Raw genomic sequence first — 25726 nt, forward strand, 5'->3', positions numbered from 1 at the left:
AGGACATGCCCGTGACTAGCCCACTCAGAATCCTGCCGGTCCCGCTGACCCTGGCCATGGCAATTGCTCTGGCCGGTTGTGCCGGCCTTCCAGACCAACGTCTGGCTAACGAAGCCCTCAAGCGCGGTGACACCGCGCTGGCGGCGCAGAATTACCAGCAACTGGCAGACCTGGGCTACAGCGAAGCACAGGTTGGCCTGGCCGATATCCAGGTCGATAGCCGTGACCCGGCGCAGATCAAACAGGCCGAGGCGACTTATCGCGCCGCAGCCAGCGTCTCGCCGCGGGCCCAGGCTCGCCTGGGTCGTCTGCTGGTGGCCAAACCCGGCTCCACCGAAGCCGAACAGCACGAAGCCGAAGGCCTGTTGAAAAAAGCCTCGGCCGCTGGTGAAGGCAACACCCTGATCCCGCTGGCGATGCTGTACCTGCAATACCCGCACAGTTTCCCCAACGTCAACGCCCAGCAGCAGATCAGCCAATGGCGCGCCGAGGGCAAACCGGAAGCGGGCCTGGCTCAAGTGCTGCTCTATCGCACCCAGGGCACTTACGACCAGCACCTGGACGAAGTGGAAACCATCTGCAAAGCGGCGTTGAACACCACCGACATCTGCTACGTCGAACTGGCCACGGTCTATCAGAAACAGGCCAAGCCTGAGCAACAGGCCGAGCTGATCAAGCAGATGCAAGCCGCTCACGCTCGCGGCACGGTCACCGCTCAACGCGTGGACAGTGTGGCTCGCGTATTGGGCGATGCGAGCCTGGGCAAGACAGACGAGAAAACCGCTCAGTCGCTGCTCGAAGGCATCGCTCCGGGCTACCCCGCTTCCTGGGTCAGCCTCGCACAATTGCTCTACGACTTCCCGGAACTGGGCGACGTCGACACGATGATGAAGTATCTGGACAACGGCCGCGCCGCCGACCAGCCGCGCGCCGAACTGTTGCTGGGCAAGCTCTATTACGAAGGCAAAATGGTGCCGGCCGACGCGAAGGCTGCCGAAGAACACTTCAAGAAAGCCGTCGACCGAGAAGTGGCCGCCGATTACTACCTCGGCCAGATCTACCGTCGCGGTTACCTGGGCCAGGTCTATTCGCAGAAAGCGCTGGACCACCTGCTCAAGGCTGCACGCAACGGCCAGAACAGCGCCGACTTCGCCATTGCCCAACTGTTTTCCCAAGGCAAGGGCACCAAGCCCGACCCGCTTAACGCTTACGTCTTCAGCCAATTGGCCAAGACGCAGAACACCCCGCAAGCCACCGAGCTTGCGCAAACACTCGAAGCCCAACTGCCGCCTGCCCAGCTCGCCGAGGCCAAACGCCTGTTGAAACAAGAACAGGACGTTCGAGGTGCCTTGAGCCAGAACACGCTGGAACTGCATGCCCTGCAAGAAGAAGACGGCGAGGAATCCCTATGAAGCTGAATCCATTCGTGAAGGCCGGTATTGGCCTGTCGTTCGCCCTGTTGTGGTCGTGCCCGACCCTGGCGGCCCTGACTGAAAGCAAAAACTACGGCCTTGACGTAAAAATCACCGGCCAGTCCCAAGACGACACCGATCTGGGCACCGCAAGCGGCGGCGACGTCAACGGCGTCGGCCTCGACCTGCGTCCATGGATCTACGGCGAGAGCGGCGCGTGGAGCGGCTACGCCATGGGTCAGGCCGTGACGTCCACCGACATCATCGAGACCGACACACTGCAGCAGTCCGACAGCGACGGCACCCAGACCACCGACAACGGTGACCGCAAGAGCAAGAAAAATTACCTGGCGATGCGCGAGTTCTGGGTCGGCTACAGCGGCCTGACGCCGTACCCTGGCGAGATCCTCAAGCTCGGTCGCCAGCGCCTGCGCAACGACGACGGCCAATGGCGCGACACCAACATCGAAGCCCTGAACTGGACCTTCGACACCACCCTGTTGCGTGCCAACGCCGGTGTGGCCGAACGCTTCAGCGAATACCGCACCGACCTCACCGAGCTGGCCCCGAAAGACAAGGATCGCCTGCACGCTTACGCCGATGCGGCGTATCAGTGGACGCCGGGCAACTGGGTCGGCATTCGTGGTCATCACACCCACGATGACGGCAAGCTTGACTATCCGCAACCTGGTGTTCCGGCCGATTCTCTGGACAAGAAAGAGAACGGCGACATCAGCTGGATCGGCCTGACCGCCGACAGCGATGCCTACAACTGGCGCAACACCAACACCGTCAATTACTGGGGCAGCGTCACTGGCATGAGCGGCGACCGCGACACGGTCAATCCGCTGAACGCCGACGGCACTCCGCCGGCACAAGCCAAGACCAGCGGCAACGTCGATGGCTGGGCCACTGACCTGGGCGTGCGTCTGCGCCTCGATCCGCAATGGCAAGTCGGTGCAGCCTATGCCCGCGCCAGCGCCGATTACGAACAGAACGGCCTGGAAAGCAATCGCTCGAACTACACCGGTACCCGTTCGCGGGTTCACCGTTTCGGCGAAGCCTTCCGTGGCGAAATGAACAACATGCAGACCGCTACGCTGTTCGGTTCGTGGATGCTCAACGACGAATACGACGCCAGCGTGATCTACCACAAATTCTGGCGTGTCGACGGCAACAAGCCGGTCGGCAGCAACGGCATCAACGCCGTGCAGAACGACACCGACGACGTGACCGGCGCTGTGCTCTCCAGCACGTCCCTGCCGCTGGAAGATGGCAACAAAGACCTCGGCCAGGAAATGGACGTGGTCGTCACCAAGTACTTCAAGCAAGGCCTGCTGCCGGCCTCCCTGAGTCAGTCGATCGATGAGCCTTCGGCCCTCGTGCGCTTGCGTGGCGGTGTGTTCAAGCCGGGCGATGCGTATGGCAAAGGCGTCGATTCGTACATGCACCGCGCGTTTATCGACGTGATCTGGCGCTTCTGATGCGAACCGCGAAGGGAGTTCCTGACATGAACAGTCCGAAGAGAGGCTCGTTGACCTTGCTGGCCGGCGCGATGCTGCTGGCCAGCTCGGCGGCCTTCGCCACTGCGGAGCCGGTAGCGCCCGCGCAGAAAGGGCAGCCGGCGACCATTGCCAAGGGGCTGCAACAGGCCAAGACCTACACCGTCAACAGCGCGCCGACCGAGCCGCTGGAACTGGCTGCGCCGAAACTGCCGGACACCTCCGGCTACACCGCCGAAGCCATCGCCGCGAAAGTCGTGCGCACCAAGGCCGGCAAAATCAGCGTGCGCCGGATGATGCAGGAGAACGCCCTGAAGGACTTCATCGGCGGCGATAACAAGATGGCCGAGTGGGTGGTGCGTCAGCACGGCATCCCACAGGCGATCTTCGTCGACGACGGCTACATGAACCTCAAGGATCTGGCCAAGAAACTACCCAAACAGTACTTCAGCGAAACCTCGCCGGGTGTGTTCCTGGCGAAGTTGCCGATCGTGGTAGGTGAGAAAGGCATCCTGGAAATCGACAAGCAGACCCAGGAACTGCGCCTGTCCCAAGAGTCCGGTTCGTTCCTGGTCAACGACGGCCAGCTGTTTGTGCGTGATACCAAAATCACAGGCTGGAGCGAGAAGGCAAACGGCCCGGCGGCCTTCAAGTCGCCGAAGGAATTCCGTCCGTTCCTGCTGTCCTGGGGCGGCACCCAGACCTACATCGCCAACAGCAAGATCGCCAGTTTCGGCTACGCCAACAGTAAGTCTTACGGCGTGAGTATTTCCCAGTACACGCCGAACATGGCCAAGGTGCTCAAGCGTCCTGAACCGACCGGCTGGATCGTCGGCTCCGAGTTCTCGGACATGTGGTACGGCTTCTACTGCTACGAGACCCGCGACTTCGTGGTCAAGGGCAACACTTACAAAGACAACATCGTCTACGGCATTGACCCGCATGACCGTTCCCACGGACTGATCATCGCGGACAACACCGTATTCGGGACCAAGAAAAAGCACGGGATCATTATTTCCCGTGAGGTCAACGACAGTTTCATCTTCAACAACCGCAGCTACGACAACAAGTTGTCGGGCATGGTGATTGACCGTAACAGCGTGAACAACGTCATCGCCTACAACGAGATCTACAAGAACCACACCGACGGCATCACCCTCTACGAGAGTGCTGACAACCTGCTGTGGGGCAACAAGGTGATCAGCAATCGCCGCCACGGCATCCGTATTCGTAACAGCGTGAATATCCGCCTCTACGAAAACCTCGCCATGGCCAACGGCCTGACGGGCGTCTACGGCCACATCAAAGACCTGAGCGACACCGACCGGGACATCAAGCTCGACCCGTTCGACGCCCAGGTGTCGCTGATCATCGTCGGTGGCGAACTGGCCGGTAACGGCAGCGGACCGCTGTCCATCGACTCGCCGCTGAGCGTCGAGTTGTATCGCGTGTCCATGCTCGCCCCGACCAAATCCAGCGGCATCAGCTTCAACGGGATTCTTGGCGAGCGCCAGGATGAAATTCTCGACTTGCTGGTGCGCCAGCAGAAAGCCGTGCTGATCGACCCTGTCGAACGCCAGACCGAAATGCAGGACTGAGGATAATTTTATGCACCCACACTTGATCAAATTACTCAGCCTGTCGGCCCTGACCGCCGGCATTCTCGCGGCCAGCGCCGGCGTCCGTGCCGATGAAGCTGCCAGTAAAGTAAGTCCGCCGAGCTTCAGCGCCGAACCGTGCTGCAACCTGTGCCCCGAAGCCCATGACGCGAAGAACTACACCACGCGTTATCAGCAGAACTTCACCACGCTGGTGCAGGCTCAGGGCGACTGGCTGTTCCGTACCCAGGAAGACTTGCGCACCGAATTCGACACCACCCCCGCCGGCTACAAACGCATGAAAGAGCTGCACGATGCGTTCAAGAGCAAAGGCGTGGAACTGGTCATCGTTTACCAGCCCACCCGTGGTCTGGTGAACCGCAACAAACTGAATCCGGAAGAAAAAGCCAAATACGATTTCGACAAGGCGCTGAAGAACTACAAGACCATGCTCGGCCGTTTCGCCGCCATGGGCTACGTGGTTCCGGACCTGTCGCCGCTGACCAACGAATCGCTGCCCGACACCCTGCCGGCCCACGACTTCTACTTCCGCGGCGACCAACACTGGACGCCGTATGGCGCCCAGCGCACGGCGAAAATCGTCGCCGAGAAAATCAAGCAACTGCCTGAGTTCGCTGACATTCCCAAGCGCGAATTCGAGAGCCATAAGTCGGGTCGCATGGGCAAGACCGGAACATTACACAACATGGCCGGTCAACTCTGTGGCACCAGCTACGCGATCCAGTACATGGATCAGTTCACCACCGAGCCCAAGGGCGAAGCGGCCGACGGCGACCTGTTCAGTGACTCCGGCAATCCCGAGATCACCCTCGTCGGCACCAGCCACAGTGGCAAGAACTACAACTTCGCCGGTTTCCTCCAAGAGGCCATCGGCGCCGACATCCTCAACGTGGCGTTCCCCGGCGGTGGCCTGGAAGGTTCGATGCTGCAGTACCTGGGCAGCGAAGAGTTCCAGACCAAGCCGCCGAAGATTCTGATCTGGGAATTCTCGCCGCTCTATCGCCTCGACCAGGAAACCATCTACCGCCAGATGATGGCGCTGCTGGACAACGGTTGCGAAGGAAAGGATGCACAGATGACCGGCAGCACCACGTTGAAACCGGGCAAGAACGAATTAATGGTCAACAGCAAGAACCTGAACCTGCAAAACGGCAGTCACCAGGTCGACATCCAGTTCGCCGATGCGTCGGTGAAAATCCTGCAAGCCACCCTCTGGTACATGAACGGTCGCCACGAGGACATCAAAATCGAAAAACCGGAAACTTCCGACACCGACGGGCGCTTTGCCTTCGAGTTGCGCACGGACGAAGACTGGGCCACGCAGAATCTGCTGGCCGTCGAGATCCAGGGCCCTGAAGCAGGTGCCACGCCACAGAAAGTCGAAGCGAAAATCTGCAAACGCAATGTATTCCCTGGCGCTGGGCAGCGCACCGCTCAAGCCGGGCAATGAGGCAACCTCTTATGACATGCATGCAAACCCGAACTTTGAAAAAGTTACTCGCGCCCTCCCTGCTGACGTTGGCGATGTTCGCCGGCGCCACCCAGGCCGCCGCGCCACTGCGCCCGCCACAGGGTTACTTCGCGCCGATTGAAAAAGTCAAAACCGGCGACAAGAGCGAAGGCTGTGATGCGATGCCGACGCCGTACACCGGCTCACTGCAATTTCGCAGCAAGTATGAAGGCTCCGACAAGGCCCGTTCGACCCTGAACGAGGCCTCGGAAAAAGCCTTCCGCGACACCACCGCCGACATCACCAAGATGGAGCGCGGCACCAGCAAGCGCGTGATGCAGTACATGCGTGACGGTCGTCCGGAACAACTGGAATGCACCCTGAATTGGTTGACCGCCTGGGCCAAGTCCGATGCGTTGATGTCCAAGGATTTCAACCACACCGGCAAGTCCATGCGCAAATGGGCATTGGGCAGCATGGCGTCGGCTTACATTCGCCTGAAGTTCTCCGATTCGCAACCGCTGGCCAACCATCAGCAAGAGTCGCAGTTGATCGAAGCCTGGTTCAGCAAAATGGCGGATCAGGTGGTCAGCGATTGGGACAACCTGCCGCTGGAAAAAACCAACAACCACTCGTACTGGTCCGCCTGGTCGGTGATGGCAACGTCCATCGCCACCAACCGTCGCGACCTGTTCGACTGGGCAGTGAAGGAATACAAAGTCGGCGCCAATCAGATTGACGCCCAGGGTTTCCTGCCCAACGAACTCAAGCGCCAGCAACGCGCCCTCGCCTACCACAACTACGCCCTGCCGCCGCTGGCGATGATCGCCAGTTTCGCTCAGGTCAACGGTGTGGACTTGCGTCAGGAAAACAACGGCGCGCTGAAACGCCTGGGTGACCGGGTGTTGTCGGGGGTTAAAGACCCGGACGAGTTCGAGAAAAAGAACGGCAAGGAACAGGACATGACCGACCTCAAGGTCGACTCGAAATTCGCCTGGCTCGAACCGTTCTGCACGCTCTACACCTGCTCGCCGGATGTGCTCGAGAAAAAACACGAGATGCAGCCGTTCAAGACCTTCCGCCTCGGGGGTGACCTGACCAAGGTCTACGACCCTGCCAACGAGAAAGGCAAAAAAGGTTCGTAGCCAAAGCACAAAACCTTGTAGGAGTGAGCCTGCTCGCGATTGCGGCCTGACATTCAACATTCATGTCGACTGACACGCCCTCATCGCGAGCAGGCTCACTCCTACAGAGGGTCAGTGTCAGGTTTGAGATTTGAGTAATGCCCTCTGGATTTTGATGGGGGGTTTGGGGGGGCCGTTGGCCCTTGACTGTTGGTTAAACATGGAGAGACCGGGATGGTATTTTCATCCAACGTGTTCCTGTTTTTGTTCCTGCCGATCTTTCTCGGCATGTACTACTTGAGCGGAATACGCTATCGCAACCTGCTGCTGCTGCTCGCCAGCTACGTGTTCTATGCCTGGTGGCGTGTGGACTTCCTTGCGCTGTTCGCGGCCGTCACGTTGTGGAACTACTGGATCGGCCTCAAAGTCGGTGCCGCAGGCGTTCGGACCAAACCGGCACAACGCTGGTTGCTGCTGGGCGTGGCCGTCGACCTGTGCATTCTCGGCTACTTCAAGTACGCCAACTTCGGCGTCGACAGCATCAACGCGATGATGACGTCGGTCGGTCTGTCGCCGTTCATCCTGACCCACGTGCTGTTGCCGATCGGGATCTCGTTCTACATCTTCGAGTCCATCAGCTACATCATCGACGTCTATCGGGGAGACACCCCGGCGACCCGCAACCTGATCGACTTTGCCGCATTCGTGGCGATCTTCCCGCACTTGATCGCCGGCCCGGTGTTGCGTTTTCGCGACCTCGCCGACCAGTTCAACAACCGCACCCACACCCTCGACAAGTTCTCCGAAGGTGCCACGCGGTTCATGCAGGGTTTCATCAAGAAGGTCTTTATCGCCGACACCCTCGCGGTGGTGGCCGACCATTGCTTTGCCTTGCAGAACCCGACCACGGGCGACGCCTGGCTGGGCGCCCTCGCCTACACCGCGCAGTTGTATTTCGACTTCTCCGGCTACAGCGACATGGCCATCGGCCTGGGCTTGATGATGGGTTTCCGCTTCATGGAAAACTTCAAGCAGCCGTACATCAGCCAGTCGATCACCGAGTTCTGGCGTCGCTGGCACATCAGCCTGTCGACCTGGTTGCGTGACTATCTGTACATCACCCTCGGCGGTAACCGTAAAGGCACGCTGATGACCTATCGCAACCTGTTCCTGACCATGCTGCTCGGTGGTCTGTGGCACGGCGCGAACATCACCTACATCATCTGGGGTGCGTGGCACGGCATGTGGCTGGCGATCGAAAAGGCCCTGGGCCTGAACACCTCGCCACGCAGCATCAACCCGATCCGCTGGGCCCTGACTTTCCTGCTCGTGGTCATGGGCTGGGTGATCTTCCGTTCGGAAAACCTGCACGTCGCCGGTCGCATGTACGGCGCGATGTTCAGCTTCGGCGAATGGTCGTTGTCGGAACTCAACGCGGCCAGCCTCACCGGCCTGCAAGTGGCGACCCTGGTGGTGGCTTACATGACCCTGGCGTTCTTCGGCATCCGCGATTTCTACAGCAACCTGCCGCCTGAGAAGACCAAGCCTGTGGTCAACGTCGAGGCCGACGGCCCGGCCGCTGCCACGCCTGGAATGATCAAAGCCGTACCGGGCGACAACCCGACCAGCATCCACGAGCCTGGCTACACCGTTGGCGTTGAAGCCACCGTGCAACCGGCCTACTGGACCGCGGACTGGTCCCGCTACGTGATGCGCACGCTGGTACTGGTGCTGTTCATCGCCTCGATTTTCAAACTCTCGGCGCAAAGCTTCTCGCCGTTCCTTTACTTCCAGTTCTGAGGGATCTGACCATGACCCGCTCATTACGTATCTTCTACATCGCCCTGTTCATGGTGACCCTGCTGGTGCTGGGCCTGTGGTCGACGCGCAGCTTCTTCGGCTTCAGCACCAACGCCGATGCGACGGTACTCAATGGCCGCTGGGCCAAGGCTGTGGAAACGCACTACGACGACGAGTTCCCGATCAAGCGCCTGGGCACCAACCTTTGGGCCGCGCTGGATTTCAAACTGTTCAACGAAGGTCGTCCGGGCGTTGTGCTCGGCCGCGATCAATGGTTGTACAGCGATGAAGAATTCAACCCGATCGTCAACGAAGAGTTGAACCTGCAAGGCAACTACGCGCTCGTAGAAGGCGTACGCCAGGAACTCAAGGCCAAAGGCGTGAAACTGGTGATGGCGATTGTGCCGGCCAAGACTCGCCTGTACCCGGAACACCTGGGCGCAGTGAAACCTTCGAGCATTCACGCCAACCTCTATGAAGACTTCCACGCTCGCGTGGCAGCCAACAAGATCATCGCGCCCGACCTGTTCGGCCCGATGCTCAAAGCCAAGCTGGACGGTCAGCAAGTGTTCCTGCGCACCGACACCCACTGGACCCCGGAAGGCGCGCAAATCGCCGCCGAGACCCTGGCCAAAACCATTGCCGAGAAAACCCCGCTCAGTGGCGAGCCGCAACGCTTCGTCACCGAACCTGCGGAGAAGGTCACGCACAAGGGCGACCTGCGGTTGTTCCTGCCGCTGGACCCGCTGTTCGAAAACCTGATGCCGAAGACCGAGCCGTTGCAAAAGCGCAACACCGTGGTCGCGCAAGACCAGCCTGCCGGTGATGACGCGCTGTTCGCCAACACCGAAGTGCCGGTGGCCCTGATCGGCACCAGCTACAGCGCCAACCCTAACTGGAACTTCGTCGGGGCGCTGAAACAAGCGCTGAACAGCGACGTGGTCAATTACGCCGAAGACGGCCACGGCCCGATTCTGCCGATGCTCAGCTACCTGAAAAGTGATGCTTTCAAGAACAGCCCGCCACAGGTGCTGATCTGGGAGTTCCCTGAACGTTATCTGCCTGTGAACAACGAAATAGGCGACGCCGACCCGCAGTGGGTCGCAGAGCTCAAAGAAGCCGGCGCCCGCCAACAAAACGTAGCCGCAAACACTAAATCCGAGACGCCCGACCGGGCGCAAAACTGAAAGAGAGGTACACCATGACTTTCACTACTACTCCTCGCCGTCTCGCCAAGACCTTCGCACTTGTTGCTGGCATGAGCGTGTTGTCGATGTCCGCCTTTGCTGGTGACGCTGCACTCTACGGCCCGACTGCACCGAAAGGTTCGAGCTTCGTCCGTGTCTACAACGCCGGTAACGCTGAAGTCAGCGCCACCGTCGGCAGCACCAACCTGGCCGAAGTCGCGCCGCTGTCCAGCACCGACTTCAGCTTCATGCCGGGCGGCGACTACAGCGCTAAGGTCGGCAGCCAGACCCTGCCGGTGAAACTGGCCGGTGATCACTATTACACCCTGGTCAACAACGCCAGCGGCGCGCCGCAACTGATCGAAGAGCCGCCGTTCAAGAACAAGCAGAAATCCCTGGTTCGCGTGCAGAACCTCAGCGACAAGGCCCTGACCCTGAAAACCGCTGACGGCAAGACCGAAGTGGTTCCATCCGTAGCGGCCAAGGGCCGTGGCGAACGTGAAATCAACCCGGTCAAAGTCAGCCTGGCCCTGTACGACGGCGCGACCAAAGTCGGCGACGTGAAACCGGTTGCCCTGGAACGCGGTGAAGCCGCCGTGCTGTACGTCACCGGTAAAGGCAGCAGCCTGTCGCCAGTCTGGGTAAAACGCCCGGTTTCGACGCGCTAAACATTTTGCCTGACTGACGCTGTTCCCTTGTGGGATCGAGCCTGCTCGCGATAGCGGTCTGACATTCAACATTGATGTCGACTGATACGCCGCCTTCGCGAGCAGGCTCGCTCCCACATTGAACCGCAGTGCCATTCGGGACACGGAATAAGAACAAGAGTGAAACGACAGAACGCAGTAGCTCTGACCCATACGATTTTCAAGGAGTAACAACATGATTCCGGTGATCTTGTCAGGTGGTAGCGGCTCACGTCTTTGGCCGCTTTCGCGTAAGCAATTCCCTAAACAGTTCCTCGCCCTGACCGGCGAACACACGCTGTTCCAGCAAACCCTGGAACGCCTGGTGTTTGAAGGCATGGACACCCCGATCGTGGTCTGCAACAAAGACCACCGCTTCATCGTCAACGAGCAGCTGAGCAACCGTAAACTGGAAACCCAGCGCATCCTGATGGAACCGTTCGGCCGCAACACGGCGCCGGCCGTGGCCCTGACCGCGATGATGCTGGTCAATGAAGGTCGCGACGAGTTGATGCTGGTGCTGCCGGCCGACCACGTGCTGGATGACCAGAAAGCCTTGCAACGTGCGCTGGCCCTGGCCACCGTCGCTGCCGAAAACGGCGAAATGGTGCTGTTCGGCGTTCCGGCCACCAAACCGGAAACCGGCTACGGCTATATCAAATCGACCGCTGACTCCCTGCTGCCCGAAGGCGTCAGCCGCGTCTCGCACTTCGTCGAAAAACCGGACGTCAAGCGCGCCACCGAGTTCGTCCAGTCCGGCGGTTACTTCTGGAACAGCGGCATGTTCCTGTTCCGTGCCAGCCGCTTCCTGGAAGAGCTGAAAAAACACGATCCAGACATCTACGATACCTGCCTGCTGACGCTTGAACGCAGCGAACAGGATGCCGACACCGTCACCATCGACGAAGCGACTTTCGCCTGCTGCCCGGACAATTCCATCGATTACTCGGTCATGGAAAAAACCCAGCGCGCCTGCGTCGTACCGCTGACCGCCGGCTGGAGCGATGTCGGTTGCTGGTCGTCGCTGTGGGAAGTGAACGAAAAAGACGCCAACGGTAACGTCACCAAAGGCGACGTGGTCATTCAGGACAGCAAGAACTGCATGATCCACGGCAACGGCAAACTGGTGTCGGTGATCGGCCTGGAAAACATCGTGGTCGTCGAAACCAAGGACGCCATGATGATCGCCCACAAGGACAAGGTCCAAGGCGTGAAACAGATGGTCAACACCCTCAACGAGCAGGGCCGCAGCGAGACCCAGAACCACTGCGAAGTCTATCGTCCGTGGGGCTCCTACGACTCGGTGGACATGGGCGGCCGTTTCCAGGTCAAGCACATCTCGGTCAAGCCGGGCGCGTGCCTGTCCCTGCAAATGCACCATCACCGCGCCGAACACTGGATCGTGGTCAGCGGCACGGCCGAAGTGACCTGCGACGAAAACGTGTTCCTGCTCTGCGAGAACCAGTCGACCTACATCCCGATCGCCTCGGTTCACCGCCTGCGCAACCCGGGCAAGATTCCACTCGAGATCATCGAAGTGCAATCGGGCAGCTACCTGGGTGAAGACGATATCGAGCGGTTCGAAGATATCTACGGTCGCTCCACCCCGATCGAACGCGGCGTGTCGGTGAAAACCATCGCGCAGTAAGCGTTCAGTAAAACAAAAGCCCCCGTCCAGTCCGCTGCGTTTTCCCTATCCGCAGCGGGTTGGTCGGGGGCTTTTTTGTTCGTTCCCACGCTCTGCGTGGGAGTTCAGCCCAGGATGCTCCGCATCCTATTGGAACGCGCAATGTCCATTCCCTCAGCCCTTCGGTAGGATGGTGGCCATGAGTTCAAGGAGCGTTCAAACATGTTCATCGGCGTTTTGCTGGTTATTACCTGGCTGATCCTGTTGCTGCGCTACCCGGCCAAGGCCTTGCCCGTCTCGGTGGCGGCCGCCATCGGCCTGGGTCTGGTGGCCACGTGGGTGATCTGGATGGACAACCGCGAGGTCAAGCAACTGGCGCGCCTGGAGTTGCGCATCACCTACGCGCCGGAACACTGCCCGGCAGACCGGCCGTTGAAACTGACCATGAACAACGGCAACGACGTGCCGCTGACCGAGTTGCGCTGGCGTGTCGCCGCGTATGCGCCGGGCGATACGGTCAATCTGGCCGACAATCAATACACCGCCCCGCGCTATCGCGGCCCCGGCGAACTGCAAGCCGGCGCCAACTGGGAAGACTGCTTGCCCCTGCCGCCGCTGCGCCCTGGCTATCGCCCGCAAACCCTGGAGTTTCGCGCCGAGCGTTTGCAGGGTAGTTTCTCCGACTGATCCCCCTACTTCTTTTTGCACAAGGACCGCGCCATGCCCGTTGCGTTGATTACCGGTTGTTCCAGCGGCATCGGCCGCGCCCTCGCCGATGTGTTCAAAGGGGCCGGATACGAAGTCTGGGCCAGCGCCCGCAAGGCTGAAGATGTGGCCGCGTTAACCGCCGCCGGATTCACGGCCGTACAGCTGGACGTCAACGACGGCGCGGCGCTGGAACAGTTGAGCGAGCGGATCAACCAGCAACATGGCGGCCTCGATGTGCTGATCAACAACGCCGGCTATGGCGCCATGGGGCCGCTGCTCGACGGCGGTGTGCCGGCGATGCAGCGCCAATTCGAAACCAATGTGTTCGCGATTGTTGGCGTGACCCGCGCGCTGTTCCCGGTGTTGCGTCGGGCCAAAGGGATCGTGGTAAACATCGGCAGCGTTTCCGGGGTGTTGGTCACACCGTTTGCTGGCGCGTATTGCGCCTCGAAAGCCGCTGTCCATGCCTTGAGCGATGCATTGCGCATGGAGCTGGCGCCGTTCGGTGTGCGCGTGATGGAAGTACAGCCGGGCGCAATCGAGTCCAGCTTCGCCAAGAATGCCGGGCATGAGGCGGAGCAGTTGATCACCGAGCAATCGCCGTGGTTTCCCTTGCGCGAAGGTATTCGTGCGCGGGCCAAGGCCTCTCAGGATAAACCGACCCCGGCCAAGGAGTTTGCCGGTGGTTTGCTCAAGGCTGTGCAGCAGAGCAAACCTCCGCGCCTGATTCGTCTGGGCAATGGCAGCCGGGCGTTGCCGTTGTTGGCGGGGTTGCTGCCTAAAGGGTTGCTGGAGGCGGGGTTGATGAAGCGGTTCGGGCTTAGGGGGCAACTGTAGGACCGCGTTATCGTTCTTCGCGGGCAAGCCTCGCGCCTACAGGCTCGCGTCGTTCGCAATATTTGCCCAGGCTTGCCCGCGAAGACGTCAGACCAGACGCTGCAAAAACTCAGGAAACAACCATGACCGACTACACCGACTACACCGACTACTTCGACGAAGTCATCCAGGCCCACGTCGCCATCGAACAATGGCTGGCCGAAGAACGAGACGACTCGGCACTTGAACAACTGCTGAGCCGGTTTTCACCACAGTTTTCCATGATCTCGCCCCTCGGCCGGGTGCTGGACTTCGAAGCGTTGAGCGAGTTGTTCTTGCTGGCCGGCGGGAAGAAGCTTGGCTTCAGGATCGAGCTCAGCGAGTTGCGGGGTATTGCACTGTACGACGGTGGCGCGGTGGTGGGTTATCGAGAGCAGCAGACCGATGCGACGGGCCTGCACTCGGATCGCCGCTCGACAGTAGTGTTTGAGAAACAGGCCGGTGGCAAGGTGGTTTGGCGACATTTGCATGAGACGTTTTGCAAGGGCTGAGCCTTTGTCTTATGCCTGACGGACCGAGTCAGTTAACCACGACCGTGCACGTAATCCCCGCCGCCAAAAGAACACCTTCCGGCACTTCATCAATGTGAATCCGCACCGGCACTCGCTGCGCCAGGCGCACCCAGTTGAATGTCGGGTTCACATCCGCAATCAGCTCGCGGCTCTCCGGGTTGTCCCGGTCGTAGATGCCACGGGAGATGCTTTCCACATGCCCCTTCAACACCTCGCCGCTCATCAACTGCATGTCGGCCTTGTCGCCCACCCGCACATGCGGCAGTTTGGTTTCTTCGAAGAAGCCATACACCCAGAATGAGTTCATATCGACCACAGCCATTTTCGCTTCGCCGATGCGCGCGTAGTCACCGCGATGCACGTTGAGGTTGGTGACATAGCCGTCCACCGCAGCACGGACCTCGGTGCGTTTGAGGTTCAGTTCAGCCGCTTCCAGTTGTGCCTGGGCATGCTGGTAATCGGCCAGGGCCGAGTCGGCGATGTTGCTGGCGTCGTCACGGTTTTCCTTCGAGATCACCAAGGCGTCCATGTCGGCGCGGCGATGGGCGTTGACCTTGCGCATCTCCCACGTCGACTTGCGCGAGGCCACCAGGGCCTGCGCCTGTTTGACCGCGATGCGGTAGTGCTCGGGGTCGATGCGCATCAGCAGATCGCCCTTCTTCACTTGCTGGTTGTCGCGCACCGGCACGTCCACCACTTCCCCGGTGACGTCGGCGGCAACGTTGATAATGTCGGCGCGCACCCGGCCGTCGCGGGTCCACGGCGTGTCCATGTAATGCACCCAGAGGGTCCGGCCGATCCATATCGCGAGGGCCAGTACCAGCAACGTGGCGAGCAGGCTGAAAAGCTTTTTCATCAGGGCCTTCTTCAGAAATAGAGAGTCAACGGTAGACCGTCAGCGCCAGAGCGCCGAACAGACAGGTAAACAGGCTCAGGCGCAGCAGCGCCGGGTGCCAGAAGAAGCGGTACAGATCGAACCCGGACAGGAACCGGTCCAGCGCCCAGGCCAGCGCCGCGGCGATGAAAAACATCAGCGTCATGGTGGGCATATACACACCGTGGAAGGCGATTTCACGAGGCATGTTCAAGTCCTTGGGGCCGGGTCCCGGCGTAGGCGGCGAGCGGCGATTGCGGGTCCAGCAGCGAGGTGCGGATGAAGTGCAAATAGCTCTTCACCCGCCGCAACGCAGAGGTGTCGAAGTGCGGCGCGAACGGTTCGTCGGTGGCTTGCACGCGGCTGATGGCATGGTCGACCGCGATCAGGCCGCGTTCCAGATTGCTCGGGCTCGGTTGCAGAAATAGCCGCACCAGCGAGCGCCCCATCACGCGGATCGCCTGGCGCCACGGCTGGGATTCGGCGTAGGCCGGATGCACCGGCAGAATCGCCTGTTCCTTGCGCAACTCGATGATCGCGTGGCCGACTTCCAGCACCACGAACATCCAGCGCAGCAAATCCCGTTGCACCTGCGGCTGACCCACCGCGAGGCCGTAAGCCTGATGCAGCAAGTCCCGGGTCCGGCTTTCGAAACTCGAAGCCAGGCCCTTGAGCTTGCCGCTGATCGCATACACCACTTGCCCACGCAAATCCTGCTCGAGCCGGCGCCACAACCAGCGGCTGTTCGGCGGCAGAATGATCGCCCCGGCCGCCGCGCACACCAACATGCCGAGCACCATGGCGATGTAGTCGTTGATGAACGCGTAAGGGTTGTAGACGGTGAGGTTGTCCGGCACCGAACCGGTGCTGAAGAAGATCAGCAACCCGAGGCCGACACCGGCATATTGCGGCCGCGACGTGAGGAACGAACCCAGCACGATCACCGGCGCGAGCATCACGCACAGCAAGGGAAAACCGTCGATCCACGGGAAGATGAAAAACATCTCGACGAAGCCGATCAGTGCCCCGAGGAATGTGCCGCTGGCCATCTGGAACGCCATGCGTTTCGGGTTCGGTGTCGCCGCAGACAGACCGACGGTGGCCGCAGCGATCAGCGTCATGGTCGCCCCGCTCGGCCACGCCGTTGCCACCCAATAACTGCCCAGCACCACCAGAATGAACGCCGCCCGTATCCCCGACGCCGCCGAGGCCATCCAGTTGGTTTGCGGGGTGAACGGTTCGTCCCATTGCTCGCGCGCATGGCTGTGATCGGCCAGTGAAGCGTGGGTCTGTGCATAACTGTGCAACTCGTCGACGAAGCGATAGAGCAGTTCGTAGGCGGTATGAAAATCGAGCTGCTCGGCGTCGCTCGGACCACTTTCCTGAAAGGTCGCCCGCAGGCTGCGAACCCGCGCCGGCAAGTTTTCCTTGTAAGTCGCCAAGGCGCTGGCCAGGCGTGCGGCATCGGGGCTGGTCAAGGCACGACCGCTGAAGCCATCGAGCAATTCCGCCAGGTCCTGCAACCCCGGTTTGATCGCCGCCACCACGTGGTCAGCGCCGCTGCTGCGCAAGCGTTCGAGCAATTGGTGCAAGGCGTTGAAGCGCGTAGTGATGCCCATGAATTCGCTGTTCAAGCGACTCAGTCGTCCGTTGCGTCGACGCATGTGTGGGTCTTCGAACACGGTGACGCTGCGCAGCCCTTCCAGGCCGACAGCCTCGGCAATAAAGCGCACGTTACTGGCTTCGAAAGCCTCGGGTTTGCTGCGACCGCGCAAGCCATCGGTGACGAACAAGGCGAACACACCAAAGCGCTGATACAAGGCGTTGCGCATCGCCGCGCTGGCGGTTTGCGGCAGGATCGCGGCGCTGACCACGGTGGCGCAAAGAATCCCCAGCGAGATCTCCAACACCCGCCAGACCGCGGCCATGAACGCGCCGTCCGGGTGGGCCAACGCGGGCAAACCGACCATCGCGGCGGTGTACCCGGCGAGCACGAAACCGTAGGCGCGAAAATTGCGATAACGCGCCGCGCCGGCCGAGCAGAGACCGACCCAGATCGCCAGTGAGCCGAGGAACAGTTCGGTGTTCTGGGCAAACAAGGCAATCAACGCGACCATCACCGCTGACCCGGCCAGCGTGCCGAGAAAGCGGTAAAAACTCTTGGCGAACACCTGGCCGCTTTGCGGTTGCATGACAATGAACACGGTGATCATCGCCGTGCGCGGTTGCGGCAACTCCAGACGCATCGCCAGCCACAGGGTGAGGAACGCGGCGAACAGCACTTTGAAAATGTAGACCCAGGTCACGCCGTCGCTGCGTGCCCAGTCGAAGAAACCCCGGCGCCATTCAAGGGAATACAGCCAGCGCAGAGGTGCGGGCGAGGGAGTCATGAGTATCCTGGAAGCACGTGAGGCAAAAGAGATTCTGTGGCGAGCGAGCTTGCTCGCGCCGGGCTGCGTAGCGGCCCCAATATTCGGGCAGCCACCTCACATGTTGTGAGTGCTGCGCACTCAAGCGGGAGCAAGCTCCCTCGCCACAAATGCGGATGTACCTGGAACATCGTGTTCAATTCGAGAGGCTATTTAAAAGGGCCGGGGTTTTCGGTGCCTGGGTCTGGCTGTCCTTCGGCACATCATTTCCTGCACCCAGCCCGCCACCCAGCGCTGTCACCAATTCGGCGTGGGCACTCAGGCGTGCGGCCTGAACCTGCTGCTGGACCTGCTGCTGCTTGAACAACAAGGTTTGGGCATTGAGCACGTTGAGGTAGTCGGTGAGCCCGCGCTGCCAGGCGACCATCGCGATGTCATAAGTCTTCTGCGCAGCGGCCACCGACTCGGCGGCGAAGGTTTGCTGCTTGTCCATGGACTCGCGGCGGATCAACTGGTCGGAGATGTTTTTCAGCGCGTTGACCAGCGTCTGGTTGTACTTGGCCACGGCGATGTCATACCCGGCCGAGGCTTCGCCCAGCTCCGAACGCAAGCGCCCGCCGTCGAAGATCGGCAACGAGATCGCCGGGCCGACGCTGTAGTTGAGTTTCTTGCCGGTCAAAAACTCCATCGCCCCACCGCCAGTGGCCATGTAGCCGAGGCTGCCGACCAGATCGACGTTGGGGTAGAAACCGGCGTGGGCGACATCGATGCCCCGCGCCTGGGCCGCCACTTGCCAGCGGCTGGCGACCACGTCCGGACGTTGACCGAACAATTGCGCGGGCAATGACGACGGCAGTTTCAGTGGCGCGGCCAATGACAGCGTGGGCCGTTGCAACTGCGCGCCCTCGCCTGGACCTTTCCCCGCCAGAGCGGCCAGTTGGTTACGGCTCAGGGCGATTTCCTCGTCCAGCGCGTCGATCTGGCGATGGGTTTCCGGCAGCGGCGTTTCAGCCTGACTGACATCGAAATGGGTGCCGATGCCGCCGTTCAGGCGTTTTTGCGCCAGATCGAGAATTTGCTGCTGCTGTTTCAGGGTCGCCTCGACAATGTCCCGCTGCGCGTAGTGCAACGACAGTTCGATGTAGGCGCGCACGATATTGTTCTGCAATTCGAGCTGCGCCAGACGCGCTTCGGCGGCCGTCATGTGCGCCATGTCCACGGCGCGCTCGGTGGCGTTGCTTTCGCGGCCCCAAAGGTCGAGGGCGTAGCTGAAACCCAGTGCAGCGTTGTTGTCCCAGGTGGTCGTGTTGGCCAACTCGCCCGGCCCGTAAAACTGATCGGTCGGCCAGTTGTGGCGCTTGAGGGTGGATTCGCCATTAATCTGCAACGACTCGGCAGACTCGGCGATGCCGGCCATGGACCTGGCCTGTCGCACCCGCGCGGCGGCCATGGCCATGGTCGGGCTGCCTTGTACGGCGAGGTCGATCCAGCGGTTCAATTGCGGGTCGCCATAGGCCTGCCACCATTGCGCGGTGGGCCAGTGAGCGTCCTGCGCGGCGCTCTGGATGGCGTCGTCGGTGGCCAGTGAATTGGCCTCCAGTGCCTTGCCCTGCGGGGCAATTCCTCCGGTGCCGATGCAGCCGCCGAGGGTCAGGGATAAAGCCAGAACACTGAGCGTCTGAAGCGCTCTGTTGATGCGACGCGGCACTGCTGCGATTTCCTGAGAGAAGGGGCGTACGAAGTCCTGTAGGAGCGAGGCTTGCCCGCGAAGGCGGCGTATCAGTCGACATCGTTGGTGACTGTCACGCCGCCTTCGCGGGCGAGCCTCGCTCCTACAATGACCGGCGCAATTCTAGGGGGCGGCCTGTACGGCGATAAGCTGGGAATCCTGTGAATCTTTGTTACCGTTAACGCGATAATCCCTTGGTCGGGGTCTCAGACTCTGAAACCTTGTGTCACAATTTGCCATCGCACCCGAGAGCACCCCATGGACACTTTGCAAAACATGCGCGCCTTCAGTTACGTGGCCGAGGCCGGCAGCTTCACCGCCGCCGCCGTGCAACTGGACACCACCACGGCCAACGTCTCGCGCGCGGTCTCCAACCTGGAAGCCCACCTGCAAACCCGCCTGCTCAACCGCACCACCCGTCGCATCGCCCTGACCGAGGCCGGCAAACGCTATCTATTGCGCTGCGAGCAGATCCTGGCCTACGTCGAAGAGGCTGAAGCCGAGGCCAGCGACGCCCACGCGCGCCCGGCCGGGCAGCTCAAAGTGCACACCATGACCGGCATCGGTCAGCACTTCGTGATCGACGCCATCGCCCGTTATCGCAAGACCCACCCCGACGTGACCTTCGACCTGACCATGGCCAACCGAGTGCCGGACCTGCTCGACGAGGGCTACGACGTGTCCATCGTGCTCGCCAGCGAACTGCCGGACTCAGGGTTCGTCTCCCAGCGCCTGGGCATCACCTACAGCATCGTCTGCGCCTCGCCGGCGTATGTGAAAGCCAACGGCTGCGCGCACAAGCCCAGCGACTTGCTTAACCACGCGTGCCTGCGCCTGGTGAGCCCGGTGATCCCGCTGGAGAAATGGACTTTCGACGGCCCGGAAGGCCAGGAAATGGTCACCATCAACAGCTCGCCGTTCCTGGTGAACTCGGCTGACGCGATGAAAACCGCAATCATCAGCGGCATGGGCGTCGGCGTGTTGCCGGTGTACGCGGCGATTGAAGGCCTGCGCAACGGCACACTGGTGCGGGTGATGCCGAACTACCGCTCGCAAGAACTGAACCTGTATGCGATCTACCCGTCGCGCCAGTACCTGGACGCGAAGATCAAGACCTGGGTCGAGTACTTGCGCGGGTCGTTGCCGGAGATATTGGCGGCGCATCAGGCGGAATTGGTGGCGTATGAATTGAGTGGGAGTCTGGGTGCGGCTCGGGTGGCGAACTGATTTCACGGTCCTACAGACGCAGTGATTTTGGGGAATGTTTCCGACGGGTTCTGTCGGTTGTTGGGTCAGACGGGAAATGGGTAGGCTTTGTGGGTCGCTGCAAAATCAGCGGCCAGGCTTGGAAACCTGATTCCCATCACAGCACATGGCATACTGCGGCGCTTTTTTCTGCCCGCAATTCCTTGTTATGGCGGCTGTGCGCGGGAGACCTTCGGGTCTGCCGGTTTTGATGGGATATCGGTTTTCCAAACCGCGCATGGCTGCCACCCCTTCGCTTGGAAACGAAAATGGCAGCTCGATTAATCCCATTTCGAGTAACTTTTTATGATCAAAGAAACACCGAACCCTCCGAAAACCGACGACGTTTCCCCTTACGAATCCCTCGATTCCAAAAAACTCAACGACGCCGCCGAACGCGCGTTGGATCACTACCTCAACCCCGCCGCCCTCAAATCCCCAGCCATCCGCAAACCCAGCACCATGTTTGTGATCGCACCGGACATCAAAGACGAAGACCTGCTGGCCCACACCTGCGAGTCATTGGCCCAGGCCAGCGTGATGGCGAGCGACTTCGCGGACCATCTGGAAGGCCCGTACCGGCACAAGGCGATGGCCATTCAACAGATCGTCATGCTGGCCGAACTGGCCGCAAACCGGATGCTCGATAACGTCGCCGTACCCAACCCTGCGCCACATAGCTGATCCTCCGGTGTGAACTGTTTCCCTGTGGGAGCGAGCCTGCTCGCGAAAGCGGTGAGTCAGACGACTTCAATGTCGAATGTTAAACAGCCTTCGCGAGCAGGCTCGCTCCCACAATGGATTGGTGGGTACCTGCAAAAGAGATTGGTCGGCTGTCAGGCCGCCTTCGCGGGCAAGCCTCGCTCCTACAAGAATTCAGCGTACAGCTTTTGATTCTCACCACTCATCAGGCCGAGCGTTAGCTCGCCTGCAGCTCTTGATCTTGATCCACCCGCCCCGTCGGGAGGCTGAGTGGAGGTGTTCATCCGGGGAGTGGCGCGCAGCGCCGTTCGACGCAGTCGAACACGCTGCATGTAGGTCGTCGCGAAGCAGACCGGAGGGCAGTGTCCCCGGATGGATACCGGAGCGAAGGAACGCCGAGCCCAGGCGAGGGGCCGGACGTTTGGGGCGAGCCTTTTTTTGCTTACTTTTTTTTGGCGTTTGAAAAAAAAGTGAGTCGCCGTAAGGGCGAAACCGCCAGCCGCCGTAACCGCAGGAATGGATATGTACCCGGTCAACCACAACATGGTCGGCCCGAAGGCCGCCATCGCTGACAGGCCAGCGCCCACAGAAACTCCCGGGCAATCCGCGGACTCGCGCAACAACGGGGAAGAATGTTAGCGTGCTTGGCATTCACCAAGCCCCGACGAGCCCTCCTCCCATGAAAAAGACCGTCCTCGCCTTCAGCCGCGTCACCCCGGAAATGGTCGAGCGCCTCCAGCAAGACTTCGACGTCATCGTCCCCAACCCGAAAAACGGCGACATCAACGCCCAGTTCAACGAAGCGCTGCCCCACGCCCACGGCCTGATCGGTGTCGGCCGCAAACTTGGCCGCGCACAACTGGAAAACGCCGCCAAACTCGAAGTCGTCTCCAGCGTCTCCGTCGGCTACGACAACTACGACGTCGCCTACTTCAACGAACGCGGGATCATGCTGACCAACACGCCGGATGTCCTCACCGAAAGCACCGCCGACCTGGCCTTCGCCCTGCTCATGAGCAGCGCCCGCCGCGTCGCCGAGCTCGATGCCTGGACCAAGGCCGGACAATGGCAAGCCACCGTCGGCGCACCGCTGTTTGGCTGCGATGTACACGGCAAAACCCTGGGCATCGTCGGCATGGGCAACATCGGTGCGGCCATTGCCCGTCGCGGGCGACTGGGCTTCAACATGCCGATCCTCTACAGCGGCAACAGCCGCAAGACTCAGCTGGAGCAAGAACTCGGCGCGCAATTTCGCAGCCTTGACGAACTGCTGGCCGAAGCCGATTTCGTTTGCCTGGTGGTACCGCTCAGCGAGAAAACCCGGCACTTGATCAGCCACCGCGAACTGGCCCTGATGAAGCCGAGCGCCATCCTGGTCAACATCGCGCGCGGTCCGGTCGTGGATGAGCCCGCCCTGATCGAAGCGCTGCAAAACAACCGCATTCGCGGCGCCGGGCTGGACGTCTACGAGAAAGAACCATTGGCCGAGTCGCCGTTGTTCCAGCTGAAAAACGCGGTGACGTTGCCGCACATCGGCTCCGCCACCCATGAAACCCGCGAGGCCATGGCCAACCGTGCGTTGGCTAACCTGCGCAGCGCACTGCTGGGCGAGCGCCCGCAAGATCTGGTCAACCCGCAAGTGTGGAAAGGCTAACTAAAACGGGCAGAGACTTATAAAGTCTCTGCCCGCTCCTTACATAACTTGCAATTCAGTCAGCCCACTAAAATAGTTCAAGCGCTATACACTCACCATCACTTATCCGACCCACGGAAAACAGTGATGGAGCACTCTAGCCTTGAACAGTATTACTACCGACAAGATCATCAGATACAGCAAGCTGGCACTAATGACTTATATAAGCTTTTTTGGCCTGCTGGTGATGTACAGCAACTTCACCGACTACGCATCCAACTATGAGTACGTCAGTCATATTCTGAGCATGGACACCACCCGGGAAAACATCAACCTGAACTACCGGGCAATCACCTCACCCATGCTCCACCACCGGATCTATTGGTTCATCATTACACTTGAAGTGATCTATACGGCCTTCTGCCTGATTGGTGCCTATTATCTTTTCCATTACAGGAATGCGCCGGCCGAGGAATTCCATGAGGCCAAAAAGTTTTCAATCATCGGATTATTGATCGCCATATTTGTCTACTACGTTTGCCTGCAAGTGATCGGCGTTGAATGGTTCAACATGGACGAATCACAAACCTGGAATGCCAAGGACTGGGCCCGGCATATTGTCGACTTCATACTTCCGCTGCTGATATTCGTCGCACTCCGGACCGAGCGCTAAGCGCACTCGGCCCCGACGTATTCAGGCGAGTTTGCCATTGCCTTGCGCTATCGGCGCCTTGGGTTTGCGGAACACCAGTACGTTGCCAAGCATCACCAACACTAGCCCCACCAATGCCGGCGCGGTCCATTGATAGCCTTCAGCAAACGCCGAGACATTCAGCGCCACGACCGGGAACAGCACGGTGCAATAGGCCGCTCGCTCCGGGCCCATGCGCCCGACCAGCGTCAAGTACGCGGTGAAGCCGATGACCGAACCCGGAATCACCAGGTACAGCAGCGAGCCGATATAACGCGCGTTCCATTCCATGTCGAACGGAATGCCCCTGACCAGACACCACACCGACAACATCGCGGCGCCATACGCCATGCCCCAGGCGTTAGTGGTCAACGGCTTCAAACCGGCCTTCTGTTGCAGGCTCGAGAGCATGTTACCGGCCGAGAAACACAAAGTTCCGAGCAGTGCCAGGCCCAGGCCGAGCAAGGTTTCCGGGCTGGCGGTGTGGCCGGCCAACTCAGGCCAGAACAACAGGCCAAGCCCGGACAAGCCCAGCGCACCGCCCATCAAAACGTTGCGGGCGATTTTCTGGCCGAAGAACACCCGTGCATTGAGCGCGTTCCACAACGTGGCCGTGGAAAACACCACGGCGACCAGCCCGCTGGGAATCCACTGACTGGCCGTCAGGAAACACATGAAATTGATGCAGAACAGGCACAAGCCCTGTGCCAGACAGATCAAATGCCCGCGACGGTTCATCACTTGCAGGCGCCGGCTGAGCAGCAACAGGACGAACAGCACCAGTGCCGCGAGGCCGAAGCGATAAACGATCGACACGGGAATGGCCACCACACCCAACTGCCATTTCAAGGCAATCCAGGTGGTGCCCCAGATCAGCACGGTCAATAAATACAGCGAAAGGTTCATGACTAAGGCTCCTCAATAGGAACTCAGTGTCCTGCGCCCAGCGTGGGCGCACTTGCATAAACTTGCGCTTTTGTCGTGGCAGAGGCTGGCAGCGCATGGTCTACGGAGTAGGATGCAAGGCGTTGGAGAGAAGCCATCATGCCCACACTGGAAACCCTGCAAGTCTTTCAAGCCCTCAACCGCTCGCCCAATGCTCGTCTGGAGCAAAGCGCCGAGCTTGGTGACGGCATGGCTGCAGCCCTGTGGAGCAACCATCACGATGCCCAGGATTACGAAGCCCCAAGCCACCACACACTGTCGTGCTACATCGCTGGCGGCACCGGCACGTTCCGCCGCGATCAGCCCGGCACCAAGGGCGGCCCGGACAAGCTGTGCATCCTGCCGGCCGAGCATCAGTCGGGCTGGGTGATCAACGGCGACATTCGCCTCGCCCATGTGTATTTCAGCCCCGAACAATTTGCCCTCGGCTGCGTCACGCTGCTGGACCGCGAGCCTCGCGAACTGCAATTGCGCGAAGCCACTTTCCTTGACGATCCAGCGCAGGCCCGACGCTTTCGGCAGATGCTCACCCTCAGCTGGGACGAACCCGGCGAGCGCCTGCTCACCAGCAGCCTGGCTCACGAAATGCTCAGCCACGTGTTGCTCGGCCAAGTCGGGATGCGTGAGGGCTTGCGGTTAAAAGGCGGATTGGCGGCGCACCAGCGGCGGCAGTTGGTGGAGTTCATCGACAATCAATTGGCCGAGGCGATCAGCCTAGGGCAATTGGCGGCGTTGTGTACGCTGTCGGAATATCACTTTGCGAGGATGTTTCGGGAGAGCTTTGGCTTGCCGCCGCATCAGTATGTGTTGGCGCGCAGACTGGGCCGGGCGCGGGAGTTGTTGCGTTCGACATCGCAGCCTTTGGGAGAGATTGCATTGGCGTGCGGCTTTGCCAGTGCGAGCCATTTCACCAATCGGTTTCGGCAGGTTTTGGGTGGAACGCCCGGCGAGTATCGGCAGGCGTTTTTGCGTTAGTCCCGACATTTGCAGCGCCCGTCATGCCGTCTTCGCGGGCAAGCCTCGCTCCTACACGGA

General features: G+C 60.5%; 22 protein-coding genes. 17 read left to right on the forward strand and 5 right to left on the reverse strand.

The features are described from left to right. Window positions 1-5 precede the first annotated feature (5 nt). The 12 genes from algK to FBY01_RS07680 all read left to right on the forward strand — a co-directional run bounded on the left by algK (window position 6) and on the right by FBY01_RS07680 (window position 14482). Entirely contained in the window at window positions 6-1412 is a 1407-nt protein-coding gene (gene algK / locus FBY01_RS07625; protein ID WP_010463115.1) for an alginate biosynthesis TPR repeat lipoprotein AlgK, read from the forward strand. Continuing rightward, on the forward strand, window positions 1409-2896 hold the full coding sequence (locus FBY01_RS07630; RefSeq protein ID WP_010463117.1) for an alginate export family protein: 1488 nt from the start codon (window positions 1409-1411) through the stop codon (window positions 2894-2896). Before algK ends, FBY01_RS07630 begins: the two co-directional genes overlap by 4 nt. Window positions 2897-2922: 26 nt before the next feature. Continuing rightward, a complete protein-coding gene (gene algG / locus FBY01_RS07635; RefSeq protein ID WP_102595392.1) occupies window positions 2923-4512 on the forward strand; it encodes a mannuronan 5-epimerase AlgG in 1590 nt (529 codons plus the stop codon). 10 nt (window positions 4513-4522) lie between these two features. Beyond that, the gene (locus tag FBY01_RS07640) at window positions 4523-5983 is read left to right on the forward strand and encodes an alginate O-acetyltransferase (protein WP_145306900.1); all 1461 of its coding nucleotides are present in this window, start codon (window positions 4523-4525) and stop codon (window positions 5981-5983) included. 11 nt (window positions 5984-5994) lie between these two features. Beyond that, on the forward strand, window positions 5995-7128 hold the full coding sequence (locus FBY01_RS07645) for a mannuronate-specific alginate lyase (RefSeq protein WP_010463124.1): 1134 nt from the start codon (window positions 5995-5997) through the stop codon (window positions 7126-7128). A gap of 213 nt (window positions 7129-7341) precedes the next feature. Beyond that, window positions 7342-8907, forward strand: a complete 1566-nt coding sequence (locus FBY01_RS07650; protein ID WP_077748261.1) for an MBOAT family protein — start codon at window positions 7342-7344, stop codon at window positions 8905-8907. Between the two features lie 11 nt (window positions 8908-8918). Beyond that, the gene (locus tag FBY01_RS07655) at window positions 8919-10094 is read left to right on the forward strand and encodes an alginate O-acetyltransferase (protein WP_145306902.1); all 1176 of its coding nucleotides are present in this window, start codon (window positions 8919-8921) and stop codon (window positions 10092-10094) included. A 14-nt stretch (window positions 10095-10108) separates the two neighbouring features. Further along, window positions 10109-10762 carry an alginate O-acetyltransferase AlgF gene (locus tag FBY01_RS07660; protein ID WP_042932354.1) on the forward strand — a complete coding sequence of 218 codons (654 nt, stop codon included), beginning with the start codon at window positions 10109-10111 and terminating at the stop codon, window positions 10760-10762. Window positions 10763-10976: 214 nt separating this feature from the next. Beyond that, window positions 10977-12428 (forward strand): mannose-1-phosphate guanylyltransferase/mannose-6-phosphate isomerase, encoded by a 1452-nt coding sequence (locus tag FBY01_RS07665; protein WP_010463132.1) that lies wholly within the window; start codon window positions 10977-10979, stop codon window positions 12426-12428. A gap of 201 nt (window positions 12429-12629) precedes the next feature. Next, window positions 12630-13094: a multidrug transporter gene (locus tag FBY01_RS07670; protein WP_083374963.1), complete on the forward strand. Its 465-nt coding sequence runs from the start codon at window positions 12630-12632 to the stop codon at window positions 13092-13094. Between the two features lie 33 nt (window positions 13095-13127). Further along, window positions 13128-13952 carry an SDR family oxidoreductase gene (locus tag FBY01_RS07675; protein WP_083374964.1) on the forward strand — a complete coding sequence of 275 codons (825 nt, stop codon included), beginning with the start codon at window positions 13128-13130 and terminating at the stop codon, window positions 13950-13952. Window positions 13953-14074: 122 nt separating this feature from the next. Continuing rightward, window positions 14075-14482: a DUF4440 domain-containing protein gene (locus tag FBY01_RS07680; protein WP_145306905.1), complete on the forward strand. Its 408-nt coding sequence runs from the start codon at window positions 14075-14077 to the stop codon at window positions 14480-14482. 28 nt (window positions 14483-14510) lie between these two features. On the opposite strand, the gene FBY01_RS07685 is transcribed toward FBY01_RS07680, so the two are convergent. The 4 genes from FBY01_RS07685 to FBY01_RS07705 form a co-directional block, all read right to left on the reverse strand. Next, a complete protein-coding gene (locus FBY01_RS07685) occupies window positions 14511-15359 on the reverse strand; it encodes an HlyD family secretion protein (RefSeq protein WP_010463139.1) in 849 nt (282 codons plus the stop codon). A 25-nt stretch (window positions 15360-15384) separates the two neighbouring features. After that, the gene (locus tag FBY01_RS07690) at window positions 15385-15585 is read right to left on the reverse strand and encodes a DUF1656 domain-containing protein (RefSeq protein WP_007896379.1); all 201 of its coding nucleotides are present in this window, start codon (window positions 15583-15585) and stop codon (window positions 15385-15387) included. Continuing rightward, on the reverse strand, window positions 15575-17767 hold the full coding sequence (locus FBY01_RS07695; protein WP_145306907.1) for an FUSC family protein: 2193 nt from the start codon (window positions 17765-17767) through the stop codon (window positions 15575-15577). Before FBY01_RS07695 ends, FBY01_RS07690 begins: the two co-directional genes overlap by 11 nt. 175 nt (window positions 17768-17942) lie before the next feature. Then, a complete protein-coding gene (locus FBY01_RS07705) occupies window positions 17943-19454 on the reverse strand; it encodes an efflux transporter outer membrane subunit (protein ID WP_145306909.1) in 1512 nt (503 codons plus the stop codon). 279 nt (window positions 19455-19733) lie between these two features. Here FBY01_RS07705 and FBY01_RS07710 point away from each other — a divergent pair, with 279 nt between their 5' ends. The 4 genes from FBY01_RS07710 to FBY01_RS07735 all read left to right on the forward strand — a co-directional run bounded on the left by FBY01_RS07710 (window position 19734) and on the right by FBY01_RS07735 (window position 23728). Continuing rightward, window positions 19734-20702 carry a LysR family transcriptional regulator gene (locus FBY01_RS07710; protein WP_145306911.1) on the forward strand — a complete coding sequence of 323 codons (969 nt, stop codon included), beginning with the start codon at window positions 19734-19736 and terminating at the stop codon, window positions 20700-20702. Between the two features lie 324 nt (window positions 20703-21026). After that, window positions 21027-21404, forward strand: coding sequence for a DUF6124 family protein (locus FBY01_RS07715; RefSeq protein WP_145306913.1), 378 nt, complete (start codon window positions 21027-21029; stop codon window positions 21402-21404). 697 nt (window positions 21405-22101) lie between these two features. Continuing rightward, complete coding sequence (locus tag FBY01_RS07730; RefSeq protein WP_145306917.1) at window positions 22102-23076, forward strand: D-glycerate dehydrogenase; 975 nt, start codon at window positions 22102-22104, stop codon at window positions 23074-23076. A gap of 142 nt (window positions 23077-23218) precedes the next feature. Next, window positions 23219-23728, forward strand: coding sequence for a DUF2165 family protein (locus FBY01_RS07735; protein WP_010463155.1), 510 nt, complete (start codon window positions 23219-23221; stop codon window positions 23726-23728). A gap of 21 nt (window positions 23729-23749) precedes the next feature. On the opposite strand, the gene FBY01_RS07740 is transcribed toward FBY01_RS07735, so the two are convergent. After that, on the reverse strand, window positions 23750-24652 hold the full coding sequence (locus tag FBY01_RS07740; RefSeq protein WP_010463157.1) for a DMT family transporter: 903 nt from the start codon (window positions 24650-24652) through the stop codon (window positions 23750-23752). Window positions 24653-24790: 138 nt separating this feature from the next. On the opposite strand from FBY01_RS07740, the gene FBY01_RS07745 reads away from it, so the two are divergent. Continuing rightward, window positions 24791-25666, forward strand: coding sequence for an AraC family transcriptional regulator (locus FBY01_RS07745; protein WP_010463159.1), 876 nt, complete (start codon window positions 24791-24793; stop codon window positions 25664-25666). The last annotated feature ends 60 nt before the right edge of the window (window positions 25667-25726 follow it).

This window comes from Pseudomonas sp. SJZ077, assembly GCF_007993905.1.
GTDB classification, from domain to species: Bacteria; Pseudomonadota; Gammaproteobacteria; order Pseudomonadales; family Pseudomonadaceae; genus Aquipseudomonas; species Aquipseudomonas mandelii.

Excerpts from the sequence above, each read along its gene's own strand:
- algK (WP_010463115.1), top strand. The coding sequence starts at position 6 with ATGCCCGTGACTAGCCCACTCAGAATCCTGCCGGTCCCGCTGACCCTG.
- FBY01_RS07630 (WP_010463117.1), top strand. The coding sequence starts at position 1,409 with ATGAAGCTGAATCCATTCGTGAAGGCCGGTATTGGCCTGTCGTTCGCC.
- algG (WP_102595392.1), top strand. The coding sequence starts at position 2,923 with ATGAACAGTCCGAAGAGAGGCTCGTTGACCTTGCTGGCCGGCGCGATG.
- FBY01_RS07640 (WP_145306900.1), top strand. The coding sequence starts at position 4,523 with ATGCACCCACACTTGATCAAATTACTCAGCCTGTCGGCCCTGACCGCC.
- FBY01_RS07645 (WP_010463124.1), top strand. The coding sequence starts at position 5,995 with ATGACATGCATGCAAACCCGAACTTTGAAAAAGTTACTCGCGCCCTCC.
- FBY01_RS07650 (WP_077748261.1), top strand. The coding sequence starts at position 7,342 with ATGGTATTTTCATCCAACGTGTTCCTGTTTTTGTTCCTGCCGATCTTT.
- FBY01_RS07655 (WP_145306902.1), top strand. The coding sequence starts at position 8,919 with ATGACCCGCTCATTACGTATCTTCTACATCGCCCTGTTCATGGTGACC.
- FBY01_RS07660 (WP_042932354.1), top strand. The coding sequence starts at position 10,109 with ATGACTTTCACTACTACTCCTCGCCGTCTCGCCAAGACCTTCGCACTT.
- FBY01_RS07665 (WP_010463132.1), top strand. The coding sequence starts at position 10,977 with ATGATTCCGGTGATCTTGTCAGGTGGTAGCGGCTCACGTCTTTGGCCG.
- FBY01_RS07670 (WP_083374963.1), top strand. The coding sequence starts at position 12,630 with ATGTTCATCGGCGTTTTGCTGGTTATTACCTGGCTGATCCTGTTGCTG.
- FBY01_RS07675 (WP_083374964.1), top strand. The coding sequence starts at position 13,128 with ATGCCCGTTGCGTTGATTACCGGTTGTTCCAGCGGCATCGGCCGCGCC.
- FBY01_RS07680 (WP_145306905.1), top strand. The coding sequence starts at position 14,075 with ATGACCGACTACACCGACTACACCGACTACTTCGACGAAGTCATCCAG.
- FBY01_RS07685 (WP_010463139.1), bottom strand. The coding sequence starts at position 15,359 with ATGAAAAAGCTTTTCAGCCTGCTCGCCACGTTGCTGGTACTGGCCCTC.
- FBY01_RS07690 (WP_007896379.1), bottom strand. The coding sequence starts at position 15,585 with ATGCCTCGTGAAATCGCCTTCCACGGTGTGTATATGCCCACCATGACG.
- FBY01_RS07695 (WP_145306907.1), bottom strand. The coding sequence starts at position 17,767 with ATGACTCCCTCGCCCGCACCTCTGCGCTGGCTGTATTCCCTTGAATGG.
- FBY01_RS07710 (WP_145306911.1), top strand. The coding sequence starts at position 19,734 with ATGGACACTTTGCAAAACATGCGCGCCTTCAGTTACGTGGCCGAGGCC.
- FBY01_RS07715 (WP_145306913.1), top strand. The coding sequence starts at position 21,027 with ATGATCAAAGAAACACCGAACCCTCCGAAAACCGACGACGTTTCCCCT.
- FBY01_RS07730 (WP_145306917.1), top strand. The coding sequence starts at position 22,102 with ATGAAAAAGACCGTCCTCGCCTTCAGCCGCGTCACCCCGGAAATGGTC.
- FBY01_RS07740 (WP_010463157.1), bottom strand. The coding sequence starts at position 24,652 with ATGAACCTTTCGCTGTATTTATTGACCGTGCTGATCTGGGGCACCACC.
- FBY01_RS07745 (WP_010463159.1), top strand. The coding sequence starts at position 24,791 with ATGCCCACACTGGAAACCCTGCAAGTCTTTCAAGCCCTCAACCGCTCG.